Annotated in this window: 28 protein-coding genes and 1 tRNA gene; 16 read left to right on the top strand and 13 right to left on the bottom strand. The window is 69.7% G+C overall.

From position 1 onward, the window contains the following. The first annotated feature begins 99 nt into the window (after positions 1–99). Entirely contained in the window at positions 100–1,281 is a 1,182-nt protein-coding gene (locus HTZ77_RS18645; protein ID WP_175590898.1) for an AAA family ATPase, read from the top strand. 103 nt (positions 1,282–1,384) lie between these two features. On the opposite strand, the gene HTZ77_RS18640 is transcribed toward HTZ77_RS18645, so the two are convergent. Together HTZ77_RS18640 and HTZ77_RS18635 are read right to left on the bottom strand one after the other, a co-directional pair. Then, positions 1,385–2,176, bottom strand: coding sequence for a MauE/DoxX family redox-associated membrane protein (locus HTZ77_RS18640; protein WP_328808648.1), 792 nt, complete (start codon positions 2,174–2,176; stop codon positions 1,385–1,387). Positions 2,177–2,181: 5 nt separating this feature from the next. Next, positions 2,182–3,129, bottom strand: a complete 948-nt coding sequence (locus tag HTZ77_RS18635) for a hypothetical protein (protein WP_175590896.1) — start codon at positions 3,127–3,129, stop codon at positions 2,182–2,184. Positions 3,130–3,345: 216 nt separating this feature from the next. On the opposite strand from HTZ77_RS18635, the gene HTZ77_RS18630 reads away from it, so the two are divergent. Next, positions 3,346–3,900: a SigE family RNA polymerase sigma factor gene (locus HTZ77_RS18630; protein WP_175590895.1), complete on the top strand. Its 555-nt coding sequence runs from the start codon at positions 3,346–3,348 to the stop codon at positions 3,898–3,900. Here HTZ77_RS18630 and HTZ77_RS18625 read toward each other — a convergent pair. Further along, complete coding sequence (locus tag HTZ77_RS18625) at positions 3,839–4,405, bottom strand: MarR family winged helix-turn-helix transcriptional regulator (protein ID WP_328808647.1); 567 nt, start codon at positions 4,403–4,405, stop codon at positions 3,839–3,841. The two genes, HTZ77_RS18630 and HTZ77_RS18625, sit on opposite strands and share 62 nt — an antisense overlap. Positions 4,406–4,505: 100 nt before the next feature. On the opposite strand from HTZ77_RS18625, the gene HTZ77_RS18620 reads away from it, so the two are divergent. Continuing rightward, positions 4,506–5,069: a YceI family protein gene (locus HTZ77_RS18620; protein ID WP_175590893.1), complete on the top strand. Its 564-nt coding sequence runs from the start codon at positions 4,506–4,508 to the stop codon at positions 5,067–5,069. Between the two features lie 182 nt (positions 5,070–5,251). Further along, positions 5,252–5,340: transfer RNA gene (locus tag HTZ77_RS18615), tRNA-Ser, on the top strand. A gap of 47 nt (positions 5,341–5,387) precedes the next feature. On the opposite strand, the gene HTZ77_RS18610 is transcribed toward HTZ77_RS18615, so the two are convergent. Together HTZ77_RS18610 and HTZ77_RS18605 are read right to left on the bottom strand one after the other, a co-directional pair. Then, positions 5,388–6,821: a tyrosine-type recombinase/integrase gene (locus tag HTZ77_RS18610; RefSeq protein WP_175590892.1), complete on the bottom strand. Its 1,434-nt coding sequence runs from the start codon at positions 6,819–6,821 to the stop codon at positions 5,388–5,390. Then, the gene (locus tag HTZ77_RS18605; RefSeq protein ID WP_175590891.1) at positions 6,818–7,516 is read right to left on the bottom strand and encodes a helix-turn-helix domain-containing protein; all 699 of its coding nucleotides are present in this window, start codon (positions 7,514–7,516) and stop codon (positions 6,818–6,820) included. Before HTZ77_RS18605 ends, HTZ77_RS18610 begins: the two co-directional genes overlap by 4 nt. A gap of 118 nt (positions 7,517–7,634) precedes the next feature. On the opposite strand from HTZ77_RS18605, the gene HTZ77_RS18600 reads away from it, so the two are divergent. The 10 genes from HTZ77_RS18600 (at position 7,635) to HTZ77_RS18555 (ending at position 17,941) form a co-directional block, all read left to right on the top strand. Next, on the top strand, positions 7,635–7,874 hold the full coding sequence (locus HTZ77_RS18600; RefSeq protein ID WP_235994864.1) for a DNA-binding protein: 240 nt from the start codon (positions 7,635–7,637) through the stop codon (positions 7,872–7,874). After that, the gene (locus HTZ77_RS18595; protein WP_175590890.1) at positions 7,871–8,167 is read left to right on the top strand and encodes a helix-turn-helix domain-containing protein; all 297 of its coding nucleotides are present in this window, start codon (positions 7,871–7,873) and stop codon (positions 8,165–8,167) included. Before HTZ77_RS18600 ends, HTZ77_RS18595 begins: the two co-directional genes overlap by 4 nt. Before the next feature lie 130 nt (positions 8,168–8,297). Continuing rightward, positions 8,298–10,742, top strand: a complete 2,445-nt coding sequence (locus HTZ77_RS18590) for a phage/plasmid primase, P4 family (RefSeq protein ID WP_175590889.1) — start codon at positions 8,298–8,300, stop codon at positions 10,740–10,742. A 182-nt stretch (positions 10,743–10,924) separates the two neighbouring features. Further along, entirely contained in the window at positions 10,925–11,407 is a 483-nt protein-coding gene (locus tag HTZ77_RS18585) for a hypothetical protein (RefSeq protein ID WP_175590888.1), read from the top strand. A gap of 300 nt (positions 11,408–11,707) precedes the next feature. Next, the gene (locus HTZ77_RS18580) at positions 11,708–12,415 is read left to right on the top strand and encodes a helix-turn-helix domain-containing protein (protein ID WP_175590887.1); all 708 of its coding nucleotides are present in this window, start codon (positions 11,708–11,710) and stop codon (positions 12,413–12,415) included. Between the two features lie 180 nt (positions 12,416–12,595). Then, positions 12,596–13,042: a hypothetical protein gene (locus tag HTZ77_RS18575; RefSeq protein ID WP_175590886.1), complete on the top strand. Its 447-nt coding sequence runs from the start codon at positions 12,596–12,598 to the stop codon at positions 13,040–13,042. After that, complete coding sequence (locus HTZ77_RS18570; protein WP_175590885.1) at positions 13,005–13,676, top strand: hypothetical protein; 672 nt, start codon at positions 13,005–13,007, stop codon at positions 13,674–13,676. The genes HTZ77_RS18575 and HTZ77_RS18570 overlap by 38 nt, the downstream gene beginning before the upstream one ends. A 17-nt stretch (positions 13,677–13,693) precedes the next feature. Further along, complete coding sequence (locus HTZ77_RS18565) at positions 13,694–14,392, top strand: hypothetical protein (protein WP_175590884.1); 699 nt, start codon at positions 13,694–13,696, stop codon at positions 14,390–14,392. A gap of 2 nt (positions 14,393–14,394) precedes the next feature. Further along, the gene (locus tag HTZ77_RS18560) at positions 14,395–14,697 is read left to right on the top strand and encodes a hypothetical protein (protein ID WP_175590883.1); all 303 of its coding nucleotides are present in this window, start codon (positions 14,395–14,397) and stop codon (positions 14,695–14,697) included. Between the two features lie 7 nt (positions 14,698–14,704). Next, positions 14,705–17,941, top strand: coding sequence for a phage tail tape measure protein (locus tag HTZ77_RS18555; RefSeq protein ID WP_175590882.1), 3,237 nt, complete (start codon positions 14,705–14,707; stop codon positions 17,939–17,941). A 67-nt stretch (positions 17,942–18,008) separates the two neighbouring features. On the opposite strand, the gene HTZ77_RS18550 is transcribed toward HTZ77_RS18555, so the two are convergent. Further along, on the bottom strand, positions 18,009–18,266 hold the full coding sequence (locus HTZ77_RS18550) for a hypothetical protein (RefSeq protein ID WP_175590881.1): 258 nt from the start codon (positions 18,264–18,266) through the stop codon (positions 18,009–18,011). 88 nt (positions 18,267–18,354) lie between these two features. Here HTZ77_RS18550 and HTZ77_RS18545 point away from each other — a divergent pair, with 88 nt between their 5' ends. Beyond that, positions 18,355–19,512 (top strand): XRE family transcriptional regulator, encoded by a 1,158-nt coding sequence (locus HTZ77_RS18545; RefSeq protein ID WP_175590880.1) that lies wholly within the window; start codon positions 18,355–18,357, stop codon positions 19,510–19,512. 576 nt (positions 19,513–20,088) lie between these two features. On the opposite strand, the gene HTZ77_RS18540 is transcribed toward HTZ77_RS18545, so the two are convergent. The 4 genes from HTZ77_RS18540 to HTZ77_RS18525 form a co-directional block, all read right to left on the bottom strand. Continuing rightward, on the bottom strand, positions 20,089–20,403 hold the full coding sequence (locus tag HTZ77_RS18540; protein WP_205302845.1) for an HNH endonuclease: 315 nt from the start codon (positions 20,401–20,403) through the stop codon (positions 20,089–20,091). A 388-nt stretch (positions 20,404–20,791) separates the two neighbouring features. Beyond that, positions 20,792–21,166, bottom strand: a complete 375-nt coding sequence (locus HTZ77_RS18535; RefSeq protein WP_175590879.1) for a hypothetical protein — start codon at positions 21,164–21,166, stop codon at positions 20,792–20,794. Continuing rightward, a complete protein-coding gene (locus HTZ77_RS18530) occupies positions 21,166–21,789 on the bottom strand; it encodes a hypothetical protein (protein WP_175590878.1) in 624 nt (207 codons plus the stop codon). The genes HTZ77_RS18535 and HTZ77_RS18530 overlap by 1 nt, the downstream gene beginning before the upstream one ends. A gap of 76 nt (positions 21,790–21,865) precedes the next feature. After that, positions 21,866–22,354 (bottom strand): DUF6907 domain-containing protein, encoded by a 489-nt coding sequence (locus HTZ77_RS18525; protein WP_175590877.1) that lies wholly within the window; start codon positions 22,352–22,354, stop codon positions 21,866–21,868. A gap of 192 nt (positions 22,355–22,546) precedes the next feature. On the opposite strand from HTZ77_RS18525, the gene HTZ77_RS18520 reads away from it, so the two are divergent. Next, positions 22,547–22,780: a hypothetical protein gene (locus HTZ77_RS18520; RefSeq protein WP_175590876.1), complete on the top strand. Its 234-nt coding sequence runs from the start codon at positions 22,547–22,549 to the stop codon at positions 22,778–22,780. 193 nt (positions 22,781–22,973) lie between these two features. Here the strand turns inward: HTZ77_RS18520 and HTZ77_RS48735 are convergent, their stop codons facing one another. The 3 genes from HTZ77_RS48735 to HTZ77_RS18505 all read right to left on the bottom strand — a co-directional run bounded on the left by HTZ77_RS48735 (position 22,974) and on the right by HTZ77_RS18505 (position 24,789). Then, positions 22,974–23,357, bottom strand: a complete 384-nt coding sequence (locus HTZ77_RS48735) for a tyrosine-type recombinase/integrase (protein WP_407940523.1) — start codon at positions 23,355–23,357, stop codon at positions 22,974–22,976. Positions 23,358–23,821: 464 nt separating this feature from the next. Beyond that, positions 23,822–24,070 carry a hypothetical protein gene (locus HTZ77_RS18510; protein WP_175590875.1) on the bottom strand — a complete coding sequence of 83 codons (249 nt, stop codon included), beginning with the start codon at positions 24,068–24,070 and terminating at the stop codon, positions 23,822–23,824. A gap of 401 nt (positions 24,071–24,471) precedes the next feature. After that, positions 24,472–24,789, bottom strand: a complete 318-nt coding sequence (locus tag HTZ77_RS18505) for a hypothetical protein (RefSeq protein WP_175590874.1) — start codon at positions 24,787–24,789, stop codon at positions 24,472–24,474. Positions 24,790–24,845 lie beyond the last annotated feature (56 nt).

Genomic DNA, 24,845 nt, shown 5'->3' with positions numbered 1-24,845 from the left:
CGGATGACCGCGACGGCGACGGCCCGCACTCGGACACGCCGTACGGCTTTCTGCGCAAATCTACGACGGCCGCTATATCCGGCAATAAAGTCCGAGAGCGTGGACCCTGTGCGCAATCCCTACGCCCCCGGAGCCGGGCAGCGTCCCCCCGAGCTCGCCGGCCGTGACCGTGAACTCCAGCAGTTCGAGGTCGTGCTGGAGCGGGTGGCCCGTGGCCGGCCCGAGCGCAGCATGGTCGTCACCGGGCTGCGCGGCGTCGGCAAGACCGTCCTGCTCAACACCTTCAAGTCCATGGCGATGCAGCGGCTGTGGGGCACGGGCAAGATCGAGGCCCGGCCCGACCAGTCGATCCGCCGTCCCGTCGCCGCCGCCCTGCACATGGCGATCCGCGAGCTGGCCCCCCGCCACCGCGCGCCGGAGCGCATCGAGGACTTCCTCAGTGTGCTGAAGGCGTTCGCGATGCGCGACCCGGCCGCGGCCAAGGGCACCTCCCACTGGTCGCCCGGCATCGAGGTGCCGGCCAGCCGCGGCCGCGCCGACTCCGGCGACCTGGAGATCGACCTGACGGAGCTGTTCGTCGACGCGGCGAGCGTGGCCACCGACCTCGGCGTCGGCATCGCGCTGTTCATCGACGAGATGCAGGACGTGCCGGCGGCCGACGTCTCGGCGCTGTGCGCCGCCTGCCACGAGCTGTCGCAGTCGGGCGGCCCGCTCATCGTGGTCGGCGCCGGGCTGCCGCACCTGCCGAGCGTGCTGTCGGCCAGCAAGAGCTACTCCGAGCGGCTGTTCCGCTACGCCCGCATCGACCGGCTCGACCGGGAGGCCGCCGACCTGGCGCTGATCCTGCCGGCCCGCGAGGAGGACGTCGAGTTCACCCAGGACGCCCTCGACGCGCTCTACGAGGCGGCCGACGGCTACCCCTACTTCGTCCAGGCGTACGGCAAGGTGGCCTGGGACCTCGCGCCGCGCAGCCCCATCACGGTGGAGGACGTGCGGGTGTCGGCCCCGGAGGCCGAGGAGGAGCTCGCGGTCGGCTTCTTCGGCAGCCGTTACGAGCGGGCGACTCCGGCCGAGCGCGACTACATGCACGCCATGGCGCAGATCGGCGACGAGCCGGTCCCCACCGCCGAGGTCGCCGACGCCCTCGGCCGCAAGCCGTCCAGCCTGTCGCCGGCGCGCGACAGCCTCATCAAGAAGGGCCTGATCTACAGCGCCGAGCGCGGGCTGATCGCGTTCACCGTGCCGCATTTCGGGAGGTTCCTGCGGGCCCAGCCGATCTGAGCGGCACCCCTAATCCTCTATTGGGCTGTCTAGTGGGGAAGCTAGACAGCCCAATAGAGCTACATCGAGCATGCCGTCGTGGAAAATCTACGGCTGTCTAGCGTCAGGCCGATACAGGGGTATATTCCGGCATCGAGCCGCTGTCCTGCCGGTCGACCACGGCCGCCCGCACCACCGGCCGGCGCCCGCTGAGGTACACCGCGAAGACCACGTCCCGATTCCCCTGGCCGTCGAAGGCGAAGAAGCGCCAGCACAGCTCGCGCCAGCTGTCGTACGGCTCGGCCGCGGCCAGCTCGGCCTGGTGGGCGCGCCACGTACCACTGCTCCTGAGCCGTGACAGCGTGACGCTCTCGGCGGGAGCCCTGCGCCGCTCGCACGGAGCGCGGTAGCGCACCCGGTCCACCATCTCCTCCAGCTCCGGCGACAGCGCGACGAGCAAGGCGACACCGGCGAGGGTGTACCAGGACGGCCGGACGAACTCCGGCCATCCGGGCGTCTCAGCCCACACCGTCATGACCGCCATGCCGGTGAGCGTCACCGTCCGCGCGATCGAACGCAGCCCCACGGGGGCCGCGCTGACCTCACCGAAGCAGCCGCATCCCGCGTCGGGCCGGCGTCTGCGCAGCTCCAGCAGTACGTACGTGGACAGCGTGAAGAACGTCACCGTCCCCCAGCGGAAGATCGGATGGGTGGTGAGCAGGAGCCCGGAGGCGAGCACCAGCTCGCCCACGGCGCAGACGACGAGCGCGGGGGCCTGCATGCGACCCGGCACGAGCACGGCCGGCCCGAGCCGCGACAGCGCACCCGGCTCCCCTCCGGAGCGCACCGTGATCACCTTGGCCACCGTCCCGAGGACGAGCAGCACGATCAGCGCCGGCTGCTGCGATGCCAGCACGAGCGTCACCCCAATCCGATCTGAGCGTTGAAGCACCCTTTGACCAGTTCGCCGCCGAGCTCCACGAACGTCGAGGGTGACAGCTCGGCGACGCGCCCGCGCGGCGACGTCCCGCATTCCACGCAACGGTCGCAGAACCGGCCGGCCACGCAACCGCAGGCGACGATCGGCACGTTGGCCGAGCGCCCGGCGCACTGGTTGTGCACCTGCACCAGCGAGCCCATCGCGAGGTACGGCAGGCCGACGCAGGACACCTCCGCCTCGGGGCAGCCCGCGTCGGAACGCTCCACCATCGGGTACGCCAGGCCCCGCTCCCCCTCGTCGAACGCGTCGGACCAGGTGACGGTGCCGGAGACGCGCTGCTGGGTGCCGGCGTACGCGGGCGGCGCGGGCGGGACCGCGCGGGCCGGGTACGGGGGCTGCGAGGTGGCGGGCAGCAGCGCCAGGCAGCCGCCGTCGCGCCGTACGCCGATCGCGTCGAGCAGGTAGCCGGGCTCCAGCCGCGGGTGACGCACCTGGAGCCGACCGGCGGCGCTGCGGGGGACGGTGATGGTGCGGCGGCCCCGGTGCGGGCCGCAGGCGAGCTCGACGGACAGGTCGGCGCGTCCCTGTACGGACAGGATCGTCCCGGTGATGCGGGTGATGCCGGCCCAGATCCGATCGGCGACCTTGCCCTCGTGCAGCGCCCGGATGATCACCCTGGCCCCGACGGACAGGTCGGCCGGGGCGGTGTCGTCGCCGTTCCAGGCAGTGGCCGAGGGGGTGATGACCAGGCGCTCCTCCTGGTCGTCGGGGGTCTCGACGACGACGAGGTGCGGGCTGATGTCGCGGATCTCGCCCGTGACCGCGCGGACGGGATCGCCGTCGCCGGGGGCGGGTCCCGGCACTCCGGCCTCGCGGCCCAGGGCGGCGGCGGCGAGCAGCCTGCGCCGGTCAACGCTCGGGTAGCCCATCCCCATCCCTCCTCGTCGCCTCTAGGTTCACACGTCGTGGCCGGTCGTGTGGGGGTGACACCGCATAAGGGAGCAATTTACGCACTCACGGTGAAGGAGATGGCACCCGTCGTCGTACAAACCGCCACCGACCTAGACGGACCTTTGTCGTCGGCGGGCCGAATCCTGGGTTCCGGTTCAGCCCGAACAGCGCGTTCGGCTGCGATTCTGACCACGATGCCGATCATCGAGGGCGAAGAGGAGTTCCGCGAGTACGTGCGCGCCCGCGGACCTTCCCTGCTGCGCACCGCCCACCAGCTCACCGGGCACCCGCTGGACGCCGAGGACCTGCTGCAGAACGCGCTCACCCGGACGTACCTGGCCTGGGAGCGCATCGAGGACCGCGGCTCGCTCGACGGCTACGTCAGGCGGGCCATGGTGAACATCAACATCTCGCAGTGGCGGCGGCGCAAGGTCGAGGAGTACCCCTCGGACGAGCTGCCCGAGGTGGCGGTGGAGCCGCACGACTCCCATGGGGCCTACGGGGAGGTCCACGAGCGGCTGGAGAGGGCGCTGGACAGGCTGCCCGAACGCATGCGGGCCGCGATCGTGTTGCGGTACTACGAGGATCTGACCGAGCCGGAGGTCGCGCGGGCGCTCGGGATCAGCGTCGGCACGGTGAAGAGCACGGTGTCGCGCGCCATGGCCAAGCTCAGGAACGAGCTGGGCATCAGCGTGGCGGACCCTGCGGTGGCACCTGTTTGTGAGGCCCACCCCCCGTCCGCGCCGTAGCCGCCCCGGCCGCCGCTGCCCCGGCCGTCGCTGCCCCGGCTGTCGCTGTCCCGGCTGTCGCGCAGGGACGTACGACGTCGCGGATCTTGCGCAGGGTGGCGAGGAACGCCGTCAGCTCGTCGTCGGAGAGCAGGCCGGTGAAACAGCTCTCGATGTCGCGCAGGTGCAACGGCAGCACCGCCTCCAGCCGCTCCCGGCCCGCGTCGGTGAGGGCCGCGTAGGAGGCGCGCCGGTCGGAGGAACAGGCCACCCGTTCGACCAGGCCGTCACGTTCCAAACGGTCGACCACTCTGGTGACGCCGCTGGTCGACAGGCCGGTCTGGGCGGCGAGGTCGGTCATGCGCAGCCGCTGGCCGGGCGAGCGGCCCAGGCGCAGCACCGTCTCGAAGTCGATGTCCGACAACCCGGACGCGCTCAGCACGGGCTGCATGCGGGCGATCAGGCCTGCGTGCACCTCGGCCAGCAGTCCCATGGCGGTGAGTCGAGGGTCGTCGAGAGGGTTCACGTTCACACTCTAGCCGACGTTAGTTGACGTGAGGAATATTCCTCCTGTAGACCTTTGTTAACGCAAATATCCGCAAGACAAGCTTCGCCTGGAGGACCCCATGAGCACCCGTACCTGGGAGAACCTGACCATCCCCGCCCCCGGCACCTACAACCTCGACGCCGCCCACACCACCATCGGCTTCGTGACCAAGCACATGATGGTCAGCAAGGTGCGCGGCACGTTCGGCGAGTTCAGCGGCTCGGTCACGATCGCCGAGAACCCGCTCGAGTCGGCCGCCGAGCTCACCATCCAGACCGCCAGCATCAACACGGGCGTCGCCGACCGCGACGGCCACCTGCGCAGCGACGACTTCCTCGCCACCGACAAGTTCCCGCAGATCACCTTCCGCAGCACCCGCGTCGTGCATCAGTCGGACGACGAGTTCACGGTCGTCGGCGACCTCACGATCCGCGACGTCACGCAGGCGGTCGAGCTCAAGGTCGAGTACGGCGGCGCCGGCACCAACCCGTGGGGCCAGGCGGTGTGGGGCTTCTCCATCACCACGGAGATCGACCGCGAGGCGTTCGGCCTGACCTGGAACCAGGCTCTGGAGACCGGCGGCGTGCTGGTGGGCAAGAAGGTCAAGATCGAGATCGAGGGCGAGGCCAACCCGGCCGCCTGAGGCGTTTCCCATGGTAGGCCCGCCCTGACGACCCGGGCGGGCTCCATCCACAGGCCACTGTCCACAGCTTGTGGATAACGACTTCGGGGGCGCATCGGGGGGCCGGCGGGAAGGCTCGCGGGCCAACCGCTTTGCCGCCTCGCCAGAAGGCCGGTACGCTGTCCTGAGCCGCTTGGCTTCCAGGAGGATTCGCCTAGTCAGGTCTATGGCGCCGCACTGCTAATGCGGTTTGGTGGCAACACCATCCGGGGTTCAAATCCCCGATCCTCCGCTCTTGACCAGGGAGTTCGCACGAAAGTGCGGACTCCCTTCGTCGTTTCAGAGATCACTACCGGCCTCTGTTGGCACATTGATGGCACGAACGGCCGCAGCGCGCTTCCGGCGTGGCACGAACGCGGCGATGGCCGCCGCCGCCTGCTCCTGGAGCTCCTCCGCCACCGAGGCGTACACATCGCTCGTGAACGCGGCGGTCGCGTGGCCGAGCGTCTCGGAGATGACCTTCATGTCCACGCCGGCCGCCAGGAGCATCGTGGCCGCGCCGTGCCGGAGATCGTGGAAGCGGACCGGCGGCAGGCCGGCCCGGGCCGCGAGGGTGCCGAACCGCTCGGAGACCGACTCCGGCCGCAGCGGCTCGCCGTTCTCCTTCGTGAAGACACGGCCGGAGTCGACCCACGCCTCTCCCCACTCCAGCCGCTTGGCCGCCTGCCGGGCCCGCCACGCCTTCAGCGTCGCCAGGGTCTCCTCGTCGATCCGGATCACGCGGTCGGAGTTCTCGGTCTTGGTGTCGTCGAGCTCGTCGTCGGGCTGCGCCTGGCGGATGTGCACGCGCCCGTTGTCGAGGCTGACGTCCGCCCACTCCAGGCCGACCAGCTCGCCGCGGCGCAGTCCCCAGTACGCGGCGAGCTGGAACAGCGGGTGCAGCCATTCGCCTTCGGTGGCGTCGAGGAAGGCGCCGCACTGGTGCTGTGTCCACACCATCACCCGGGCCGGCGTCTTGCCCGTCTCCTGCCAGCGCTCGACGCGCTCGGCTGTCCACAGCAGGGGCTTGGTTCGGCGCTGCTTGCCGAAGGTGACGACCGCGGCCGGGTTGCGGGTGAGCTTGCCGGACCGCACGGCGTCGTTGAGCGCCTTCGACAGCACGGCGTGCATTCGCTTGATCCGGGCCGGGGTGAGCGGTCGAGTGGAGTAGCGCCGGCCATGCCGCTTGGCGCGCGCGGCGATCAGTCGCCGCATCAGGTCGGAGACGTCTTCATCGGCCTCGGGACGGTTGATCTTCCGCATGGCCGCGTACACATCACGGATGTGGTGGTCGCGCAGATCAACGAGGCGTAGGTGGCCGAGACCAGGCTTGAAGTAGAGGTCGATGGCTTCGCGGTAGCTCTCGATGGTGCTCTTGGCCAGGTCGTCCTCGACGGCCTGGCGGCCGTTGAGGTAGTCGGTGAGGTAGTCGCCGACCTTCAGGTTCCGGTCGTCTACGTGCTCACCGCGGGTTACCTGGCCTTGCGCCTCGGCGAGCGCCGCCAGGCACTCCTTCTCCGTGGCGAAGGGGCCGACGCGCGGTTGCCGGCGCTTCCCGTCCGCGGTGCGCGGGGCCTCATACCGTCCGTACCAGGCGCCGTGCTTGGGGTTCCATCGCTCTGTGGTGCGGTTGGTCTTCTTGTCGACCACCTGGAGCTTGATGTCGGGGCACCGGTTGCCGAGCAGGCGCCCGGTTTTGGGGTCGCGGCACGAGCACGCCTTGTATGGCTTCACGTCGACTCCTTGCGGGTGACCGGCCCATCGACATGGGCGAGGACGTCGTTGAGCTCCGGCGGCGTGACGTTGCGCCGCCGCATGTTCAGGCGGTGGTCCCTCAACAGCTCCTCTGCGACGGAGAGATCTCTCTCCGCTCGGAGTGCGGCACGCAGGTGCATCTTGCGCTCGTCATCGTCTTGCGCAACCTCAGCAGCGCGCCGAGCTGCCCGTGCCGCGTCGTTGGCCTCGTTCCAGTCCTTGACGCGTCGGTCGTGCCAGCGGTAGTCGTCGACGGGGGCGGCGCCCTTCTCCCAGTCGTCCATGTCCGGGCTGGTCACGGCCCATTTGCCGTCGTCCTCGAAGTACGTGCCCAGAGGCTCCTCGCCGGTGAACCACTTCACCGCCTGCCATGTGCCTTGCTTGCGGCCCGGGAGCACCTCGACGAGGTCCGTCTCTCCGACGGGGTAGAGCAGGAGGATCGGCGGCACGCCGAGCGCCTTGGCCAGGACCACCAGTTCGTCGACGGTCACGTCTCGGCGGCGCGCGCCGGTTTCCGCGTTGCGTCGGCCTGTCTCGATGTTCGTGATGGCCGCGGCGGTCAGCGGCAGGTGCAGCTTGCTGCACCTCGCGGCCAGTTCTTCCCGGGTGAGCCCCTTCCGCTCGCGGTATGTCCGAACCCGGCTAGCCACCACATCGCTCAGCTTGGAGTGCATATCGACACGGTAGCGCGCAGGGTTGATTAGTGCTAGCAGGTGCCACTACCCTCTAGCCAGTGCCGATCTATACGCATGATGATCATGTAGATATGACAAGTTGATCATCCATAGCGACATGGAGGACATCATGCCCGCAGCCCTCCCGATGTCTCGCGAGGAGATCCTCTCCCTCCCCCCGACCGTGGACCTCGCCACGGGCAACCGGGTCTTCGGCATCGGCCGCAGCACTGGCTACACCCTCGCCAAGGAGGGGCGTTACCCCTGCAAGCTCATCCGAGTCGGTTCGACCTACCGGGTTGTGACCGCCGACCTCCACCGCGCCCTGGACCTCGCGACTGCACAGGGCGCCGCATGACCGGCCCGTGGACGAAGGACGCGATCAAGGCGCTCGGTCCCACCACCAACGTCGAGACGGCCGCGTCCGTCCTCGACGTCTCCGCCTGGCTCGCCTACGACCTCATCCGCCGTGGCGAGTGGCCTACCCGAGCGCTCCGCCTCGGTCGGAAGATCCGCATCCCGACCCACGACTTGGTGCAGCTCCTCTACCCCCCGACCGCGGACCCGGGCGCCGAATCGGTGCCATCTGTGTGCCATCCGGCCGCATCTCTCCAGGTGGCCGACGCCCGACCGGACATCCAATGCGGTTGATCCGAGCCCTCATGACCCCTGAAAAGCCGAACGGGCCCGCGGCGACCATCCGCGAACCCGTCCCAAGCCTCACGCCCCTCAGCGTGTCTACCGCGATGGTAGCGCGCCGGGGGCACGCACAGGAGCACGCGTGAACCACCTGCACGACGCCGCCCGCGACGCTCACGCCGCCGGCCTGTGCGTCATCCCCGCCGCCGCCACGGGCACCAAGCAGCCCTGGCCGGACGGCCCCTCCTGGAAGGCATACCAGACCCGCCCGTCCACCCTCGACCAGGTCGACACCTGGTTCGGCGGCGGCCGGTACGACGGCATGGGCGTGGTCACCGGCGCCGTCTCCGGCAACCTGGAGATGCTGGAGTTCGAGGGCCGCGCCATCGCCGAGGACGTCGCCAAGGAGTTCTCCGAGATTGCGGACGCGTCCGGGCTCGGGGACCTCTGGCGCAAGGTGACGACCGGCTACGCCGAACAGACGCCATCGGGCGGGATCCACGTGCTGTACCGCGTCGACGGCGACGTGGCGGGGAACGCCAAGCTCGCCTCCCGGCCCGCCACCGCCGAGGAGCTCGCCGAGAACCCCAAGGAGAAGATCAAGGTTCTCATCGAGACGCGCGGCGAAGGCGGGTTCGTCGTCGTCGCCCCGTCCGCCGGCCGCACCCACCCGAGCGGCGCCGCCTGGACGCTCATCAGTGGCGGGTTCGCCACCATCGCCACCATCACCCCGGCCGAGCGCGACGCGCTCCACCACCTGGCGGGCGCCCTCGACCAGATGCCCGCCGACGAGCAGCCCGTCGAGGCCCTGCCCTTCACCCAGCCCGCCCGCGTCGACGACGACGGAAGCGTGCGGCCGGGCGACGACTTCAACGAGCGCGCCACGTGGGACGACATCATCGGCGTGCGCGGCTGGACGCGGGTCCACACCGACACGGCCGGCACCTCCTACTGGCGCAGGCCCGGCAAGGCACGCGGCATCTCGGCGACGACCGGCCGCGGCGGCATGGACAACCTGTACGTCTTCAGCACGAGCACAGAGTTCGAGGCCGAGAGGCCGTACGACAAGTTCGGCGCCTACACCCTGCTCACCCAGGGCTCGACCAGCCCGGCCGCCATCAGCTCCGCCGCCAAGGACCTCGCCGGGCAGGGGTACGGCCGCCGCGCCGACCAGGACGACCCGCGCGACCTGATCGCGCCCACCGTCGACGGCAACCTCGCCACCGTCCACCAGCTCCACCCCGCCCCCGCGGCCGGCCCGGGCACCCAGCATCGCGGACACCTGCGCATGGCCGAGCGGTTCGTCGCCGAGCACGCCGAGCAGCTGCGCTACGTCCACGGCATCGGTTGGCACCGCTGGGACGGCACCCGGTGGGCCGCCGACGACCAGCGCGCCGACCTCCAGGCGGCCGTCGCCACCACCAAGAACGCGCTGTCCGAGGCCATCACCCTCAAGGGGCAGGACCGCGACGACCTGCTCAAGGACGCCCGCAAGGCCGAGAACGCCTCCGGCGCCGAGGGCATGCTGAAGTTCGCCGCCGCGCTCCCGCCCATCTCGACCGCCTCCAGTGCCCTGGACGCCGACCCGTACCTGTTCAACACCCCCGGCGGCACCCTCGACCTGGAGACCGGCACCGTCCGGCCGAACAACCGCGCCGACCTGATCACCAAGGTCGCCGGCGCCGCGCCCAGGCCCGACCACGGCAGCGAGTGGGCCGCGTTCCTCGCCCGCATCCTGCCCGACCCCGAGGTGCGCGCGTTCGTGCAGCGCGTCTTCGGCTACGCGATGCTCGGCAAGGTCACCGAGCACGTGATGCTGATCTTCACCGGCACCGGCGCGAACGGCAAGGGCACCACCCGCGATGCGCTCATGGCCGCGTTCGGTGACTACGCCATCGAGATCGACCCCGCGATGCTCATGGAGTCCAAGCACGAGCGGCACGGCGCGTTCAAGATGCGGTTACGGGGTGCCCGCCTGGTGTTCTGCTCCGAGACGGAGAAGGGCAGGCGCTTCGCCGAGGCCACGATGAAGCGGCTCGTCGGCGGCGACCCCATCGAGGCGAACTTGATGCACAAGAACCCCATCACGTTCTTGCCGTCCCACACCCTGATCATGCTCACGAACCACCTGCCCGCCGTGTCCGGCGACGACCCGGCCGTCTGGCGCCGCCTCCTCGTCGTCCCGTTCGACGTCGTGATCCCAGCCAGCGAGCAGGACAACGGCCTACCGGACCGGCTGAAGGCCGCCGCCCCCACAGTGATCGCCTGGGCCTACCAGGGGTGGCTCGACTACCAGCAGCAGGGGCTCAACCCGCCCGACGCCGTACGCCGGCGCACCGAGGCGTACCAGGCCGACAGCGACGCGCTGGGCCGCTTCCTCGACGAGCGCACGATGAAGAACCCGCACAGCCACGTGAAGGCGCGCGAGCTGTTCACGGCCTGGACGCAGTGGTGCTACGTGAACGGCGAGGACCCGGGCTCGGAGAAGGCGTTCGCCGAGTCGATGGGGCAGCGCGGGCACGAGAAGAAGCGCGGGTCCGGTGGGTTCACCTATCGGGGCTTGGTGCTGATGGCCGATGACGGCTAGGAACGCGCTGACCTGTGGAAGTGCAGGGTCATGCAGGGTTCCCCGTTAATCCCCCATGGGCGCGCGCGTGGCGACTTTCGGAAAACCCTGCACCACCCTACACACCCCCTCTGACCAGCGGAAAGACCAAGAGGACCCTACACACCCCGCCTGACCAGCGGAAACAACCGGAAGGACCCATTGTGACCCCCTCAGCGACCGCCCTCATCGACCAGGCCACCGCCGCCACCAACCACTCCCTCGCCTCCCTCCACCACACCGCCCAACGCTTCAACGGCACCACCGGCGCAGCCACCCCCGGCGCCATCGGCAAGCAGATGGTCACCCGCCTCCACAACGGCCTCCACAGCGCCCGCATCGGCTTCTGCCCCCACCTCACCGCCACCGCCCCACAGCCCGCCCTCTGGACCCCCTGGGCCTCCGGGCTCATCCGCTGCGCCCCCTGCATGACCCAAGCCGTCCGCCGTACCCAAGGCACCGCAGAAGATCACAAGTGCGACCACTGCCGACGCCGCACCGTGACCATGCACTTCGTCGGCCTCCAGCTCCCCGCCGTCGTCCTCAGCCTCCCCGGCCGCGCGCTCGCGCTCCCGCCCGTCCAGATCGACTACAGCCTCTGCTCGACCTGCAAGCAGCTCGACCAGCCCGGCATGGCCAGAGGATGACCACCTCGACCGGTCGAAGCGTGACCGCGCGCCCAGCCCCGAACCGTGCATACGCGCGGGTGAGGGAACACAGTCCGCCGTCCGCCCGCACACCAACGTTGGATGCCGAAGCCGTGCACACCCGCGTGAGGGGCCACCGAACCCCACCGTTTCGATCGGTCGAACCCCCGGCCGCGCGCGTGCGCGTGAGGGCGCAGCCGAGCCCACGGCTTCGCACGTACGAAGCCCGAAAACGCGTGTGCGCGCGTGAGGGTGCACCAGCCGGTTTGACCGGCCAAACGAACGAAGGGAGCCCAGCCGATGACGACCCCGACCGACGACGCCCCACCCCTCCGCCGGCGCGAGCGCGGCGCGCCTGGCCCGTGGGGCGAACCGGACGCCGCAGAGCAGGCCGCGCTCGCCGCCGGCCTCGGTGCCCTGATCCGGGCCCGCCGCATCGAGGCCGGCCTGTCGCAGCGCCAGCTCGCCGAGCGGGCAGGCTCGCACCGCGGGTCGGTGTCCAAGCTGGAGTTGGGCCACCGCCGCCCCACGGTGGCCATGCTCAAGTCGCTCGCCGCCGCACTCCACCCGGCCGACGTCGAAGCCGCGCGCGAGCTGTACGGGGTCCTCGTGCGCGCGGCCGGACCGTCGCTCACCGAGTCCACCGACCAGGGCCTGAAGCGCCGTCTACGCCGCCTGGAGAACGCGGCCAGGCATCGCGACGCCCAGCAGCTCGCCTCGATCTCCAGCGCGGTGGAGAAGCGGCTTGAGCGCGCCCGCGCCGTCCTCGGCGCCCGCCTGGCGCCCGCCGCCGATGTCCCGGCCAGCGAGCAGCCGAAGCCCGCCAAGGTGCCGGTGCTCCCTCCGCGTCCGGCCGACATGCTCGACGCCTGGGCACAGGACGCATGGCTGTGTCAGGTCGCGCGGACTCTCGGCCTGCCGAGGCCGCCCGGCCCCGACGATCTGGCCGGGCAGCACAGCGCGTGGTGGCAGCAGCATGGGCCCACGATCGAGCAGGCGACCAGATGACGATGCGTGATCGCCCGATGGGCTATACCAGACAGAATCTATGCACTGTAGGGTGCGGCGACGCGCTGACGTTGGCTTTTCTTATGGGGCGGCAAACGGCCGAGTGTTCGTCCCGTTCTGTCCGATCATTCGCTGCCTTCCGCATGGTTATGCATGCACGGACTGTGACTTTGAGCGATCATGGTTGGCGCTGACGCCCCCGGCCCGTCCGCTTCGGAGCACGGGGGCGTCGTCGCCCCTCCGGTGCCCGTCGAGTACGCGATGCCCGTCTGGCGCATCCTGCGCGACCAGCTCGCCCGCCACCGCGCCAACGGCGCCCAGATCCCGCCCGGCCTCGCCCGATGGCTCGACGAGCTGCGCGCCGCCGCCCTCGCCCAAGCCATCACCCCCTCCGGACATCCCTCGCCGCAGCTTCCGGACATCGGCGCAGACTGCGATCACATCTCCACAGACCGCCTCGCCGGCCTGCTCGACGTCACCGACCGGCACGCCCGCCGGCTGATGACCGAGGCCGGACACCGGCAGGTCCGGCGAGGCGTATGGAGAGCGCAGGATGCCGCCGCCCTGGTGGCCTCACGAAGGAGTCCGCATGTCCGAGCCCGCACCGCTTCCCCCGGCCCAGACTGACCCGGCCGTCACTGCCGCGAGCGCGGCCCAGGCCGCCTACGCCGCCAAGGTAGACGCCGCCCGCTCCGACGCCGCCCTGTCGGACCTCGGCCGCGCCGAGGCCATCGTCCAGGCGTACGAGGAGCACGGCGCCGAACTCCAGCGCCTCGCCGAGGACCTGCACGGCCGCCGCGTCGCCCGCCTCAACCACCTCCAGGCGCAGATCCCGACCGGCCCCGGCATCCCCACCGACGCCAGCCCGGCCGACGCCGCCGTCCTCCAGACCGCGTTCCGCGCCCACCTGGAAGCAGCCCGCCAGGCCAGTCCGGAGAAGCGTCAGCAGATGCTCGCCGACGCCCTCCGCTTCGGCGACGACGTCCAGGCGCGCGCCGTGCTCACCGCTGGGCAGGACGCCGGGCACACGAAGCTCATCGACCAGTGGGCGGACGCGACCGGCAAGCGAGACCTGCTCACCGAGATCCGCGCCCTCAACGAGGAGCTGGCGGGCCATGGTCCCGGCCGCGCCTGGGTCGGCCAGGCCTTCCGCGGCGCCAAGCGGCCACCCGAGACGTTCACGCTGCCCGCGCTCCGCCAGGAGGCGGAGAAGGCGGCACAGGACGCCGCTCGTGCTCGCCGCCCCGTCTACTACGGCTGACCTGAAAGGACCATGACATGACCACGGACACGATCGACCCCGACCTGGCGATGACCGACCAGGAGGTTGCCGCCATCCTCGCCACCGCCCAGGCCGAATCCGAGCAGGCCGCCGCCGCCGTCCAGGACGCCGAGCGCGCTGTACGCGGCGAGCTGCCCGGCGGCCAGGACGTCACCCCCGCCAAGCTGGCCAAGCTGCGTGACGACGCCGAGCACGCCGCGATGCGCGTCCAGGCCGCCGAGAAGCGGACCCGCGAGATCACGGAGAAGCGCACCGAGGCGCGGAAGGCCGAGATCCGCGCCAGGATCCGCGAGGAGGCCGCCGGCGACCTCGACCGGGCGGAGGACATCATCGCCGCCCTCGACGGCTTCGAGGCCGCCCTGAGTGGCTTGTGCGAGGCGATGGAGGCGCACAACGACCGCATCGCCCGGTGGGCGCGCGAGATGAGCGCCGCTGGCGTCCCTGCGTCGCACGGCGAGGCGCCGTCCGCGTACGGGCTCGGGCACGAGATCCACGGCGGAAGCCTCACCATCGACAACAAGATCTACCGGCCGCTCGTGGCCGGCAAGTACGTGGCCGCGACCCTGTACCGGGTCATGTCGCCGTACCCGCGCGCCTTCCTGAAGGCGTACCACGACCAGGCGATCACCGATAAGGGCGACTGGATCGAGCGAACCGAGGTCGACCTTCACGCGCGGATCCGCAGGGACGCCTGACCGTGGCCGCCGAGCAGCTGCCCGCCGCCGCACAAGCCGCTGTCACACGGGTCGCCATCGCCCTCCTGAAGGCCGCCCGCGCCGGGGTGGACGCGGACGCATACGCCGAGCTCGTACGCGCCCAGATGGCCACCTTGCACCGCGCGTGGACCCCGCTGGGCGTTACCGGCGTGGATCTGTTCGGCGCGCTCATCGCCGCCCAGGCCCGCATCGGCGCCCACCTGGCCAACCTCGCCGACGTCAACGGCGAGGCAGGCCGGTATCTCAACGAGCTCGGCGGCCTGGCCGCCCACGGAACGGAGTGACCCCCTCATGGCGCTCACGGTCGGCGAGCTGGTCGCCTACGCCAGCATCGACAACAAGAAGTTCGACGTCGGCATCTCCGACATCGCCCGCGGCCTGCGATCCACGCAGACGTCGACCTCGAGCGCCATGGCCTCCATCGAGTCAACCGTGAGCAAGGCGCTCGCTGACGTCACGCGCGACCTCGGGACCGCGTTCGACCCTGCGGAGGCGCTCGCGGACGTCGACCGGCTGGTGGCCGGGTTCGCGAACGATCTCGACCGGATGGAGGCCGATGCCGCCCGCGGCGGGCAGGGCATCGTCAACGAGCTGCGTACCGCCGTCGACGACCTCGACCAGGTGATGCAGCAACAGGGTGAGGTCATTGGTGAGGCGCTCGTCGACGGCCTCAAGGCCGGACTGTCGGATGCCGAGCGGGTTGCTCGCCAGTCGGGGGAGGACGCGGGCAAGAAGTTCGGCGACGGCGTTGAAGGCTCCGGCGGTAGGGGCGGCGGGGGCGGCGGGGGCGGTGGTGGCAGCCGGATGGCCGGCATCGGCTCCTCGCTGATCGGCGGCCTCAAGGCGGGCGCGATCGGCGTGGCAGCAGTTGCCGGCGCCGCCATCGGCGACGCGCTCACAGGCGCCATCAAGACCGCGATGGAGCGCGAAGACCTGTTCGCCACGCTGTCGGTGAAGGTCGGCGCGTTCGGCGCCGAGTCTGAGCGGCTCGGCAAGATCGCGGGTGACCTGTACGCCGACGCCTACGGCGAGTCCCTGGGCGACGTCACCGACGCGCTCGCAAAGGTGCTCCAGAACATCGACGGGGCGGGCAAGGCCGGCGACGGCGCGCTGAAGGACATGACTGCCCAGGCACTGACCGTCAGCAAGGTCATGGATGAGGATGTCGGCGCCGTGATCCGCGCCGTGTCCCAGATGCTGCGGACCGGACTGGCGAAGAACGCGGAAGAGGCGTTCAACATCCTCATCCGCGGCCAACAGGAGGGCGTCAACAAGTCCGAGGATCTCCTCGACTCGTTCAACGAATACTCGACGATCTTCCGCGACTTCGGCATCAGCGCCGAGGAAGCCCTTGGGCTGATGAGCCAGGGCCTCAAGAGCGGCGCCCGCGACTCCGACGTCGTAGCCGACTCGCTGAAGGAGCTGACCGCCAAGATCAAGGACAAGTCGGCGGCGAGCGCACTGAAAGAGCTCGGCCTGAACGCGAACGAGATGATGAGGGCCATCGCCAAGGGCGGCCCTGCGGGGCACAAGGCGCTCGACCTGATCCTCACAAAGTTCCGCGACATCAAGGAACCTGCGAAGCAGGCGGAGATCGCCGCCGGCCTGTTCGGCACCAAGGCCGAGGACATGTCGAAGGCCATCAACGGCATCAACCTCGATACCGCGAAGAAGAGCATCGGCGACTTCAAGGGCGCGGTCGACCAGGCCAGCACGACGCTCGGCGACACGTCGAAGGCCGACGCGGACCGGTGGGGCCGCTCCTGGGAGTCGGTTTTCTCCTGGGTCGGCGACCGGGCCATGGCCGAGGTCAAAAAGATGTTCCCCTCGCCCGCGGACGTGGAGGAGCAGTGGAACGAGCTGACCAGCTGGTTCTCCGGCACGGTGGGGCCGTGGTTCTCCGAAGCCTGGACCTCCGTCAAGGACACCACGGTCGAGATCTGGAACGGCATCGGCGACTGGCTGAGCACGAAGTCGTCCGAGATCGTCGAGTGGCTGAAGGGTGTCCCCGGGAAGGTCAAGGACTTCTTCGTCACCGGCTGGAACGACCTCAAGTCGCAGACCGGTGAGGCGTGGGAGTCGATCAAGTCGAGCGCCTCAAGCAGGGCGAACCAGCTCGTCGAGTGGCTGAAGGGTGTCCCCGGGAAGGTCAAGGACTTCTTCGTCACCGGCTGGAACGACCTCAAGTCGCAGACTGTCGCGGCGTGGGAAAGCATGAAGTCCCAGGCCAAAGCCAAGATGGACAACCTGATCTCCGACGTCAAGGCGCTGCCGTCGAAGCTGAGCGCGATCGCCGCTCAGGCGAAGACATGGCTGGTCCAGGCGGGCCGGGACCTGATCAAGGGCATGATCCAGGGCGTCCAGCAGACGGCCGGCGAACTGGTCAACGCGGCCCGCAACACCGTGCAGTCCGCGGTCGACGGGGCGAAGAACTTGCTGGGCATCCACTCCCCCTCGACGGTGTTCGCCGAGATCGGCAAGTGGTCAGTGAGGGGCCTCATCCAGGGCCTGGAGGCCGAGAACGGCAATGCCGTCTCCACGGTCGAGAAGATGGTGGAGCAGATCAAGAAGGCGTTCGGCTCCAAGCCGGACGTGGCTGATCACCTCCTCACCTTCGTCAGCAAGGGCAACGACTCGCTGGCGGCTCTCGCGAAGCAGCGCCAGGAGCTCGTGGACAAGCTGGCGGCGGCGAAGGAGTACGCCAAGCAGGTCGCAGGCTCCGCGCAGGAGTGGGCGGACATCACCGGCCTGAAGGCCGAGGACATCAGCGGTGCCGGCGACATGGCTGGCGAGCTGCAGAAGAAGGCCAGCGCGATCAACAGCTTCGCGAACAACATCCAGACGCTGGCGAAGCGCGGCCTCAACAAGAAGATCATCCAAGACCTGATCGACGCGGGCGTGGAGAAGGGCGCGAGCTTCGCGGAGATGCTGGTTGGCTCGGACGGCTCGGAGATCAAGGCGCTGAACAAGGCCCAATCGGCGGTCGATAAGGCGTCGAAGAAGCTCGGCAAGGCCAGCGCCGACGCGATGTACGACGTCGGCAAGAAGAGCGGCGAGGGCTACCTGAAGGGCCTCCAGGACAGCTTGGCCAAGCTGGACAAGGAGATGGAGAAGATCGTCAAATCCCTGGTGGCGGCGATCAAGAAGCAGCTCAAGATCAAGAGTCCCAGTCAGGTGATGGCCGAGATCGGCGAGTTCACCATGGCCGGCTTCGCCCAGGGCATGAGCTCGATGGCCGGGGCCGTACTGGGCGCCGCCCAGGCCGTCGTGGGCCAGGCCGTCACCGCCGCACAGGGCGCCGGCAGCGTCGCCGGGATGGCCACCGGCGGCGTCCATCGGGCCGGGCAGATTATCGGCGCGTCCCAGATCGCGCCCATGTACGGCGTCGACCCCAAGGCGGCCACGGCCGCGCCGGGCGCCGGCGGGACGGTCGTCAACGTCGACATGACCGGCGCGACGATCCGCGAGGAGGCCGACGTTCAGAAGCTCGGCGCCGAGTTCGGGTTCTGGGTGGCCGCGCGCGGGTGACCGCGGTTAGCGAGCTGGCCCCGCCCGTTCCCTCCACGGCCGGACGGGGTCAGCCGTCTTGAAGGCCCTACGGCTCACCACCGATGGACAACCACAGTTTCCACGCCTGTCGGTACAGACCGCGGCCCGCTTCCTCATACCGGCCGCGACGGTCGCGGTGCAGGATGAAGTACCTGCCACCCTCGCCGCAGAACTCGTACTCGCCTCCGGGCATTGTCCTCAAGACGCGCAGCCTCGCACCGTGGGGCCGGTAGGGCTCCCAGTTGAGGTGCCACAGGCTCACCCAATGATCTTCAGCCTGTTCGCCTGCGGTCTCGATCTGCACAGATCAATCACAACGCTGCGTGACCGGATCCTGGCAGGGGAGGATAGAGGAGGAACGCGGATTCCCTCCACACCCTGTGAGGTGCGCCGTGAACGACGAGCGGCCGGCCTGGGCGGCACGGCTACGCGAGCACCGGCGGCAACGCTGCTGGTCACAGACCGACATGGCCAAGGCTCTCGCCAATGCCGCCGACGCCCGGCTCCGCCCCCACCTACCTGTCCGCGCCTCGCTGGCCCGGATGATCCGCGAGTGGGAGGCCGGCCGCGCCGAGCCGCGCGACCCCTACCCCGTGCTGTACGCCCGCGCCCTCGGCGTGAGCGAGGCCGACCTGTTCGACCAGGCGCCACCGGCCATCCCCCCAGAGGACGCGGAGCGGCTCTCCTACGTGATCGAGTCCCCGCGGCGCCTCGACCACGGGGCGATGACCGCTCTCGCCGACGTCCTCGCCGCCCAACGCCGCGCGGAGGACGCCATCGGGTCCGTGCCTCTGCTCGGCCCCGTCACCGCGCAACTGGGGCTCGTTGAGCAGCTCGTCATCGAAGCCCGCGGTGCGCTGCGCCGGCCGATGCTCGACGTCGGTGCGCAGTGGGCCCAGTTCGCCGGCTGGCTGCACGCCAACAGCAACCGCACCACCGAGGCCGACCGATGGTACGACCGCGCGCTGGTGTGGGCGACCGAGGCCGACCACGGCGGCATGATCGCCACCGCCCTGTCGATGAAGGGCCACCTCGGATGGATCACCAGCTACGTGGGGCCCCTGATCGGCCTGTCGGAGGCCGCGCAGCGTACCCCGGGCGCCAGCGTCGGTGTGCGCGCGCTCGCCGCCCAGCAAGAAGCACGGGGCCACGCGCTCGCCGGCGAGTCCGAGCCCACCATGCGCAAGCTCGACGAGGCCGTACGGCTCGCGCTGGCCGCCGCCGAGCGCCCCGAGGACGAACCGCCGTGGGTGTACTTCTACGGCCTGGACTACCTGGAGATGCAACGCGGCCTGGCGCTGCGACTGCTGGGCCACCACCAGGACGCCGTGGAGGTCATCCAGCGCGGCCTGGACAGGCTGCCGGAGGCGCTCCGCCGGTCGGAGTGGGCCGGCCAGTACCTGCTGCACATCGCGGACGCACACGCGGCGATGGGCGACCTGGCACAGGCACGCGCGGTCGCCCAGGAGGTCGAGGGGATCGCCGGTGTGACGGCTTCATCCAGGCTGCTCGCGCGGCTACGGCGGCTGGAGGCCCGCACGCGCCCTTGATCGCGTGACCCCTCTACGGTGCCACCCCCGTGAGTGTCGCGACAGGGGCCGGGGTGTTACGCACGGAGACCTACAGGTGGGAGCCTCGTGACAGGTGTCACGACACCCCCGTGACACCGTCCGACACTCGGCGACGACACCCTCGTGACACCCCACGACAGCGACCGTGACGCCCCCACAAGATCAAAAATGCTCGAGGTCGCGGAGTCCACGCGCAGCCGTGCGGAGGGTAGCGGCTCCTGGCCGAGGTAGCGGTACCGCTACCCGGCTCCGCTACCCGTCCGGCCTCGACCAACGGGTGAAGGTAGCGGGGTAGCGGCACCGCGCCAAGCCGTTCTGAGGGCCCCTCGCGGGGCACCCGCAGTCAGGTCTACCGCCTCTACCGTCCAGGTCAGCACGTGTAGACCCTCGGTAGACCCTCACCGGCCAGTAGGCCCTCCGTAGACCCGCGCCGGCGGATCCGTGCATCCGTGTTCCCATCGGTCAATGCCCGCCGCATGTGGGCGGGGATCCGTGCCCGACACGTGTCACGCACGCATCGGCCACGGATCGCCGCCCGGATCGCCGAGTCGCTCGTTAGGCCGCGCGCTCCAGCGCGGCCTGCGCCCGGAAGCGGGCGAGGAGCAGCCACACGAGCGGCCACGGCAACAGGTCACCCTTCCGGTTGTTGCACGGCCAGCAGGCGAGCACGACGTTCCATGGTTCGGAGTGCCGGCGGGTGACCCACAGCGCCACCGGCACGTAGTGATCGAACGTCGCCTCGCCGGCCGGGTCCTCGAACGGTGTGCCGCAGTAGAAGCAGCGAGAGCCGTCCCGGGCCGCGAGGATCCGGCGGAACTCCCGGCCGTGCACGCCCTTCATGTGGATGGGCTTGTGCCGTCCGCGGCTCACCGTCCACACCGCCGTACCCGCCCCGTACTCCGCCCGTACTCGGGGCCGTACGGCGCCCGTACGCGTACGGATCGCCGTGCCCGGGCGGCCCGCCCCGCGACTTCCTGGCCTGCGCAGGTACAGGGCGGGTACGGGTCGGGTGCGCCGCGAAGTACGCCTATTCCTGGTAGATCGGGCCGCTGGGGGCGGCCCGTCCCGCGTCCCGTATGGACGCCCCGTACGGGGCCGGGGCGGTCCCGTACGGCCGCCCGTACGCGTACGGGGCAGGTACGGGCGGGTACAGGCTCGGGTACGCGCACCCGGGCCGGATCACCCTTGGCGCCCGATCCGCGGACGGCCCGCACCACGATGGTGCGGGCCGTCGACGGGGTGACTGGCGACCAGCTCGTCACCGCCGGTCCTCGGCTTCGATGAGGGCGACGGCCTCGATCAGCGCGGCGGCGAAGTCGTTCGGCCCGAACAGCGTCTCCAGGACCGGGGCGAGCAGCTCGGCGACGCCGGCCGCCAGGTCGAAGGTGCGGATGTTGTACTCGTCGGGGTCGCGCTCCCACATCACGCCGACCGTGGGCGGCCCGATGTGCACCCGCCCGGCCCGGCCTCCGGACGGGGTGGGGCGGTCGTAATGCTCCTTCACCTGGGACAGGAACACCGCGATCGTCATGCCGTCCCGCTCGGTGTGCAGGAGGCGGCGCACGTGGGTCGGGGTGCCGTCGTGCTCTCCGAGCTGGCACCAGGACGGGCAGGCCAGGATGGAGGGGCGCATCACGCCTCCCCGAGCTGCTCGGCGGCGCGGAACAGCGCCTCGCCGATCTGTCCGGAGTCGGACAGATCGAACATGTCGAGCACGTCACCGACCGCGTGGGCCTGGCCCGGGTCGAGGTCGAGGATCCGTTCGCGTCCGTCGTCGCGTGCGATCGTGAGCCGGATCGCCGGCGGGTAGGGGCTGGCCTGTCCGGTCGTGGCGTGGACGGTGCCACCGAGGATCTGCCACTCGCCCAGGTCTCCGGCGTGGTCGCTGGCGGGGAGCTGCCATGTCGTTCTGTTGAGGGTGTGGGGGCCGCGTGCGGCGTGGGCGAGCGCGTCGACGAGGTCGGCCAGTCCGGTGGAGGTGAGCAGGGCGAGCACGCCGGCGAGGGCCACCGCGGCGGGGATGGGGATGTCGAGGGTGTCGGCCTGGCGCCATGCGGGGCCGTACAGGAGCCGCAGGAACGGCCTGCCCAGTCTGCCGTTCTCCTCCTCCTGCTGCTGGTAGCGGATCTCGACGCCCTGGCGGTCGGCCTCGATGTCGGCCACCATCTGGAAGTGCAGTCCGGGCCCGTTGGCGTGGTCGGACTCGCACCAGGGCACGGTGCAGTGGCCGCCCGTGGGCGGTACGTTGTGGGACACGATTCGTCTCCTGGATAGGTCAGGTGAACGGGTCGAGGCCCCGGACGGTGTTCCAGCACCGGCCGGGGCCGTCTTGCTATCGGGAGCCCGCGGCGCGGGCGGACGACACGGCGTTGATGAGCCCGTAGGCCACCTGGAGGGCCTCCTCCAGGCTGATCTCGGTCTCCTGGTCACCGCGGTCGGTGCAGACCGCGAGAGCGATCCTGGCGACCTCACCGGGCTCCTGGCGGAGCTGGGCGACGACGTCGCCGAACTGGTCGCCCTGGGCGATGGACGAGTCGGCCAGCTCCCGCATGGCGCCCTCGTGCTCGACGTCGACGCCGTTGGAGTGGTCGGTGATGCACCACGGCGGGCACCCGGTGGCGGTCGCGGCCGGGGCAGTGTGGAACGGCGGCACGTCGCGGCGGACGCCACAGCCCGAGCAGGCGTAGAGCGGCTGGCCGTCCTTGACGTCGACGAAGACCGCCGGGAGGCCGGCCATGCGGCAGATCGCGCACACCCACTCCACGAGCCGAGAGGCGGGGATGACGAGGGGGGCGGCCGGGGCGATCGTAAGCTGGGTCATTAGATCTCTCCCTGTCCTAGCAGGTTGTGGATCGCGGGCCTGCTCCGGTGCGTCACCACCGGAGCGGGCCCTTTGCATGTCTGGGACCTCTATTAAGAGAATTTGCTTGGCCAATTATGTTCACGCTAGCTCAGTGGACACAAGAGGGTTGGCGAACTTTCTTGGCCAAGACATCTATGAGACCCTGTAGACATGGCCACCGACGACGAGCGTCTCCAGCGCATCCGAACCCTGCGATCCGAGCTCGACGCCAAGCGCGCCGAGCTGTTCCGAGAGATCCACGACGCTTTCCACGAGAACCGCGGCGAACCTCAGGTTCGGGGATGGCTCGCGAAGGTCGCGAAGGCTTCCGACTTCACCCGGGAGTACGTCGCCCAGATCCGGGATGGCAAGGTCAAGGCCGGCAAGGAGGACGGGGGTTCCTGACTGGCTCCGGAGCCTTCGCGATGGCACAGAGATGGCACAAGCGACGCTCCGCAGGACCGATCGCCACCCTCCTCCCCCACATGAGACAGGGCCGTTGACCTGCGACAACACCACGAGACCGATCATCGCCAACCGCGCCCTTATGGGGCGGAACGTTCTGCTAATGCGGTTTGGTGGCAACACCATCCGGGGTTCAAATCCCCGATCCTCCGCAGGTCGAAAGGCCCTTCCCCGTAGTGGGGGGAAGGGCCTTTTTGACGTCTGAGGGCTGTGGGTTGCAGTTCGGGTTGCGGTTGCGTGTCAGACGGAGCCCCAGAGAGCTGAGTCCATGCGGTCGCTGGCGTATGTGGACGCCCTGCTCTATCAACAGGGTGGCGGCGGTGTGCCGGGCGTCGTGGACTCGGACGTCTCGGACGCCGGCCTGCTTGAGGATGGCCTTCCACTGCTTCCAGTCCTCTGTGCGCTCGATCGGGCCGCCGTGTCGGGTGGTGAAGACGAGGTCGTGATCCGTCCACCGGTCCCCCGCCTTGAGGCGTTCGGCGGACTGGGTTTTCTTGTGCGTTTTGAGGAGCGCCAGGAGTGCCGGCGGGCACTGGAGCGTGAGCTTGCTCTTGCCCTTGCGTTGCCGGAAGATCAGGCCGCCGCCGGACCGCTTCGGGCACTTATCCGCGTGGCCGATGCAGTCCTTCGCGCATGGACGCCTGTAACAGGCGTGGGCCCGCTTCTTGCAGTCCGCCTTGCAGCTTCGGTCATGCTGGTGTTCTTTGCAATTCTTCTTGCAGGCCTTGCGGTGCCACTTCTCTCCACAGGCATGTGGATCGTCGCAGCCGGGCTGCCACTCGGCGCGCTATCGTAGATCAGCCGTTCCCCGTGAACCACCCAGCGCGTCAGCTCAGCACCATCAGAAGGTGACAACCGAGATCGTTGCCGAATAGTCTCTATGAAGATCAAGGGCGGCGGCCGGGCATGGGGCCTGGGGATCGGTCCCGGCCGCCGGCGGCTCTGGGCCGCGTCCAAAGCGAGTCGACCCAGCCATATCTATTAAGAAAATTCGTTCTCGTCACCCTTAATCCAAACGCGGGACCGGAACTGGCCGATCAATGCGCACACCACGCCAACGCCGCAGAGGCCAAGGAAGACGTGCGTGTGCCAACTCGGCGGGTTATCCCTGAAGTCCGATGGCCACGACAGCAGCACTGTACCGGCAGAGAGCCAGCCGAAGCTCACCGAAAACGCGCCATAGGCCAGCTTGAACCACAGGGAATTCCTATACCGCTTCATGTTGTCCACCGCCACATGATCTCCGGAAACCTGGGAAGAACCAATGCCTCCGGCGGGGTACTCGGCTCCGGGATGATCACGGCTGCAAGTCCAGAGAGCCGTAGATGGTCGAGGTGGGGCCGAATGCGGTTTGGTCGGAAAGCGCGTCGTACGGGGCAGGCCCTCACGATCGCCTGTCCGGGGCCGGCCACCGTAGCTGGCTGGGGACGATCGAAGGTCCAGGGCTTCGTTCCTCAGCCCTGGCCCGCCGAACGATCTGGTGGGCGTGCCTGTTGCGTGCCCGAGGGGGCGGGGAAGCGGGGGGGAACGGCGGGGAGTCACGGGGAATGCCCCCCATGCTGAGCTGCGTCTTCCCTGGTGGAGCAAGATCGGCATGCGTCTTTGCAAGCAGGATGTCAGATCGATCGGGATTACGCGTCCGAAGCCTTGCGGCCTCTCTCGCTTCGGATTCCCATGTCTCGGAAGTTCGCTACGAACAGGTTGATATCAGGGAGGTCCTCGATCTCCTCCCGCGCGAGGAAGGTGGCTGCCATAGCCCGAATGGACTCATCCGGCGCAGGCTGTAGCCCAAGATCCGCGCACACCTGCTCATACTCCTGCCGCGACATCCCGCGCGGAAACCGCCGCTCAAACTCTCGGCGCAACTCCCTGCGCTCCTTACGAAGCTGAGCCATGAGCCCCCACCCCCAGACGCTGATCTCGTCGTCGAAGCAGTCATCGTCGCTCATGGGGATCAGCCCAAGCTCCGCACAAGCCCGTTCGTACTCCTCGCGAGTGAGCTGGG

It is taken from the genome of Nonomuraea montanisoli (assembly GCF_013363975.1).
GTDB classification, from domain to species: Bacteria; Actinomycetota; Actinomycetes; order Streptosporangiales; family Streptosporangiaceae; genus Nonomuraea; species Nonomuraea montanisoli.
This window is presented reverse-complemented; position numbering and strand designations above follow the sequence as displayed.

What these genes read in the sequence shown, in the direction of transcription:
- HTZ77_RS18635 (WP_175590896.1), bottom strand. Translation starts at nt 3,129, where the DNA reads ATGGGCTACCCGAGCGTTGACCGGCGCAGGCTGCTCGCCGCCGCCGCC.
- HTZ77_RS18630 (WP_175590895.1), top strand. Translation starts at nt 3,346, where the DNA reads ATGCCGATCATCGAGGGCGAAGAGGAGTTCCGCGAGTACGTGCGCGCC.
- HTZ77_RS18620 (WP_175590893.1), top strand. Translation starts at nt 4,506, where the DNA reads ATGAGCACCCGTACCTGGGAGAACCTGACCATCCCCGCCCCCGGCACC.
- HTZ77_RS18605 (WP_175590891.1), bottom strand. Translation starts at nt 7,516, where the DNA reads ATGCACTCCAAGCTGAGCGATGTGGTGGCTAGCCGGGTTCGGACATAC.
- HTZ77_RS18600 (WP_235994864.1), top strand. Translation starts at nt 7,635, where the DNA reads ATGGAGGACATCATGCCCGCAGCCCTCCCGATGTCTCGCGAGGAGATC.
- HTZ77_RS18595 (WP_175590890.1), top strand. Translation starts at nt 7,871, where the DNA reads ATGACCGGCCCGTGGACGAAGGACGCGATCAAGGCGCTCGGTCCCACC.
- HTZ77_RS18580 (WP_175590887.1), top strand. Translation starts at nt 11,708, where the DNA reads ATGACGACCCCGACCGACGACGCCCCACCCCTCCGCCGGCGCGAGCGC.
- HTZ77_RS18575 (WP_175590886.1), top strand. Translation starts at nt 12,596, where the DNA reads ATGGTTGGCGCTGACGCCCCCGGCCCGTCCGCTTCGGAGCACGGGGGC.
- HTZ77_RS18570 (WP_175590885.1), top strand. Translation starts at nt 13,005, where the DNA reads ATGTCCGAGCCCGCACCGCTTCCCCCGGCCCAGACTGACCCGGCCGTC.
- HTZ77_RS18565 (WP_175590884.1), top strand. Translation starts at nt 13,694, where the DNA reads ATGACCACGGACACGATCGACCCCGACCTGGCGATGACCGACCAGGAG.
- HTZ77_RS18555 (WP_175590882.1), top strand. Translation starts at nt 14,705, where the DNA reads ATGGCGCTCACGGTCGGCGAGCTGGTCGCCTACGCCAGCATCGACAAC.
- HTZ77_RS18535 (WP_175590879.1), bottom strand. Translation starts at nt 21,166, where the DNA reads ATGCGCCCCTCCATCCTGGCCTGCCCGTCCTGGTGCCAGCTCGGAGAG.
- HTZ77_RS18525 (WP_175590877.1), bottom strand. Translation starts at nt 22,354, where the DNA reads ATGACCCAGCTTACGATCGCCCCGGCCGCCCCCCTCGTCATCCCCGCC.
- HTZ77_RS18520 (WP_175590876.1), top strand. Translation starts at nt 22,547, where the DNA reads ATGGCCACCGACGACGAGCGTCTCCAGCGCATCCGAACCCTGCGATCC.
- HTZ77_RS18505 (WP_175590874.1), bottom strand. Translation starts at nt 24,789, where the DNA reads ATGAGCGACGATGACTGCTTCGACGACGAGATCAGCGTCTGGGGGTGG.